This window comes from Tepidanaerobacter sp. GT38 (genome assembly GCF_021991635.1).
Taxonomy (GTDB): Bacteria; Bacillota; Thermosediminibacteria; order Thermosediminibacterales; family Tepidanaerobacteraceae; genus DTU063.
The window spans coordinates 1-3,375 of sequence record NZ_JAFFJA010000124.1 but is presented as its reverse complement, the minus strand read 5'-3'; the positions used below and the strand labels follow the sequence as shown (position 1 = coordinate 3,375).

The 3,375-nt window shown below is 34.6% G+C and carries 2 protein-coding genes and 1 other RNA gene; 1 reads left to right on the top strand and 2 read right to left on the bottom strand.

The window, feature by feature from the left end; genetic code table 11:
• Positions 1-92: 92 nt before the first annotated feature.
• Positions 93-432: a transfer-messenger RNA gene (gene ssrA, locus JT739_RS12155) on the top strand.
• A gap of 657 nt (positions 433-1,089) precedes the next feature.
• On the opposite strand, the gene JT739_RS12150 is transcribed toward ssrA, so the two are convergent.
• Together JT739_RS12150 and JT739_RS12145 are read right to left on the bottom strand one after the other, a co-directional pair.
• Positions 1,090-1,398: an LAGLIDADG family homing endonuclease gene (locus JT739_RS12150; RefSeq protein ID WP_237661390.1), complete on the bottom strand. Its 309-nt coding sequence runs from the start codon at positions 1,396-1,398 to the stop codon at positions 1,090-1,092.
• Positions 1,399-2,205: 807 nt separating this feature from the next.
• On the bottom strand, positions 2,206-2,592 hold the full coding sequence (locus JT739_RS12145) for a hypothetical protein (protein WP_237661389.1): 387 nt from the start codon (positions 2,590-2,592) through the stop codon (positions 2,206-2,208).
• Between the last annotated feature and the right edge of the window lie 783 nt (positions 2,593-3,375).

Sequence of the window (3,375 nt, the reverse complement as noted above, 5' to 3'; positions counted from 1 at the left end):
CATAGTATCTTGACGCGATCACATGGCTGTCCAAACTTGATAATGCGCTATATCTGTTGTATAATAACTATAGTTCTTTGATAAATATATATGGGGGCGTTTGGTTTCGACGGAGGTAGCAGAGGTAAAAGCTGCAGGTCGAGCTTTCCGACTCGTAAATCCGGAAGCGTAAATATAAACGCCAACGAAGAATTAGCTTACGCTGCTTAATTAAAACGCAGCGCACTCTCCCTGGCGGCGCCCGGCTGCTGGGATCAGGGTGTCATAAATCCGGGATTTTCTTATAGTGTTGCTTTGGCACTATAGGAGAAACTTACAAAGCTGGCCTTCCTTTGATCCTGCCCTCAGGAGCAAAGCAGGCGAGATTTAAAATGAGGGATAAACCTGTAGACGCTTTTATTGATGTACCTTCGGACAGGGGTTCGATTCGCAATAAGAGTCGCCCTGTATGGCAACATACAGGTGAAAATCCGGCTTACATCGGTGAAACCTAAACCACTTTTTATGTGGCATGGCAACACCGAGGGGTATGAGGCGAAAGCCTACAGCCCTGTATCGACTCATAGGTTCCCTAAATGTCTTTGTTGGCATGGGAATACTAGGATAGGAGTAACGATATAAAAAATACTGCTCCTATAATACGCCGGATGGCTCAGTGGATTTTGTTGAGTCAAAGATATAGTCAGCACTGATATGAAAATATCAGGTAATGTGTCCCCTCGCCTCCACCAAATACGAATAATAGCTTTTAAGTTTTTAAAATTATATAAATAATGGCTTTCAAGGATTAATATCTTTGAAAGCCATTTGATTTTCTGAAATCTACAGTGCTGTTCCGCTGTTTGTATCAAATTTATTTTTGTACTAAAAAAGGCTGACAAGAAAAGGCCCTAGCCATTTTGTCAACAGTCTGGTGATTACTACATTCTTATTGTTAATGTTTGTTTATGGTTTATCAGTTATTGTCGTATTTACTATTCAATTCTATTTATTATAGAGACATGAATTTTTCATAGAAAGCTTCTTTTCTTTGTAATGCATCACTATTATAACGGCCATTTCTTAACGTAACCTTTTTATACTCAGATATTAACAACTTGGCTCTTGCTTTTTTTGTCTGGTAATAAGATAGGGTTCAACTTCTTTTAAAAGTTCTAAAGCTTTATCGTATGTTATATTTAAAACAAAAGAATCTCGATGAAGTTGAGGTTTGTAATTCTTTTTTTTAATAATTCTACCACATTGTACAACTTTCTTAATCCACTCTAAAAGGTATAAGTCTGTAGAGGGTATTGAAACCATAGGAGAAGGATGGCGATTTTTGTGTTGTCGTGTTAGAGTAATACTACCCTCACCATCAATAATCCCAGCAATATAAGCCTTTTCAGTTTCCTTCATTTCACTCTTACTCTCCCTTTTCACGATTTATTTAAGTTATAATACATAGATAATCACAGAACGAATGTTTATATTGTGTTTAACGAACATTGTACTGGAAAGAACAAAGGATAGGCATTGTAGATGTAAAGTTTAGTTGCATAAAGATCATTGCGTCCTGGCGATTAATTTAGCGACTTGAAGATGTGTAAATATGGGGACTTGTTAATACTAGGATGCTCGTAACTGGCGATAACCTTGAAACAGTAAAATTATCTTGAGTATTAATGGCAACACGTTCAAGAGGATAATGGCAACAACATCTCTGAGTAAGACATAAAAATGCTTCAGAGCTGGGGCAAATTCGGACGAAGGTATCAACTTTGAGATTCTGCACAAGCATACACGAGTAAAGACGCAGGTAATAATGATATATGTAATGTAGGAAAATGATCCAAAAACAGAGATTGGTCTCATCACATCAGCACGAATATACGGACAAGCATTGGGTATTTATAAGATGGTCTGACAAATTGCGTTTCTGCTATTGAATTATGTACATAGTCAGTTTCTCTGTAAATTTGTTTTCTTACCTTGGCTACTCTGATGTGTTAGGGTGGCGATTTCATCTTGAATGCACGAGAAGAAAATCCATATTTCTAAGTTTAAAATAGAGTCCCCATATTTTGTTACATTAATTTAAGAATTCTTCATTGATATAGTCTTTTAAAAAGGTGTGGGAGTTCACAAAAGGTATCTTGTTACATTGAAATGTAAATTTTTAGGTTATTGTTGAGTTTGGTATTGCATTTTGGGAAAGACTAAGTTTTACCGATCTATTTGAGAGCGATAAGCTGAAGATTTTGAAAGAGTTGTTTGCACTCTCTTTTTAACTTTTATTATACTGCTCCAAAGGCCAGTTTTTTCTCCGGTTTCCAATTTTTCTTTATTAGGATTACTATTACCAAATAAAGCAGTAATATATTTTTGCCATACTATAGGGTCTGTGTCTAAGGGATTAAAAGAACCTAGATAGTTTTTACTAGCATTTTTAAAACGGTATACTTCAAGAGATGTTGGCAGTTCACTGAGAACAGGTTCTAAATATGTTTGTAAAATTTTTACGTTTATAATTTCTCGCTTTTTATACTCGAATATTTCCGAACTTTCCTGAAGATTAGATGCACCTGGCAAATCAAAAACCTTTTTATACATTTACTACCTACTTTTAAATATTTACCTGTATTATTGTTTAATATTATAGAGTTTATCTTTAAACCTGGCTGATTGCATAATTCACATCGATCCGTAAAATCTACTGAATCTTCGCTTGTAATATCGCTTAGGTCCCATTCTTTACATGCATCTTCATAGTTATTACTTAAGCTATTCTCTAGGAGCCTTTGTCTTACTAATGGGAAATCCCTCTGATCTGCTTCCTCATAAAACTCCGGGATCTTATGATTGGTGTTTATAAATTTATATTTTTTCACTTCATCGCTTCCTTTTTGTTTTTTTGAATAAATTTACCCCACGCCTAATAAATTACATTTGATTTTAATAAATAAAAAATGTCGGCAAAGAGAAAAAAGTATACATGAGTCAATAATAAAATTTTTTAGATTGATAAACTGACGGTGAAAGATAAAGCTAAAGTGTCAGTGTACAGTTTGGGCTAAGACTAACCTTTGTGACATTCATTACAGCACCAGTAACAACCATCAAATATTTTAAATGGATATTGAATTTAAGCCATAGAAATAGCTTCCTTATAATTTGAATAATAACCTTATATAAGTTCTGTTAGATAGATTTGCAGGGAATAGGAGTCTTCAGTGTGAACTTCGTGCCTTCCTTTATCATTGATATTATTATTAAAGTAATAGTGCTTCACAACTTTCACCTCAACTGCGCACTATATAGTATATAATCAACCGTATTATACCATATATTGTAGAGAACGCAAGTATTTTTTGTGATTGTTGTTATTCTGTGATA

Excerpts from the sequence above, each read along its gene's own strand:
- JT739_RS12150 (WP_237661390.1), bottom strand. The coding sequence starts at position 1,398 with ATGAAGGAAACTGAAAAGGCTTATATTGCTGGGATTATTGATGGTGAG.
- JT739_RS12145 (WP_237661389.1), bottom strand. The coding sequence starts at position 2,592 with ATGTATAAAAAGGTTTTTGATTTGCCAGGTGCATCTAATCTTCAGGAA.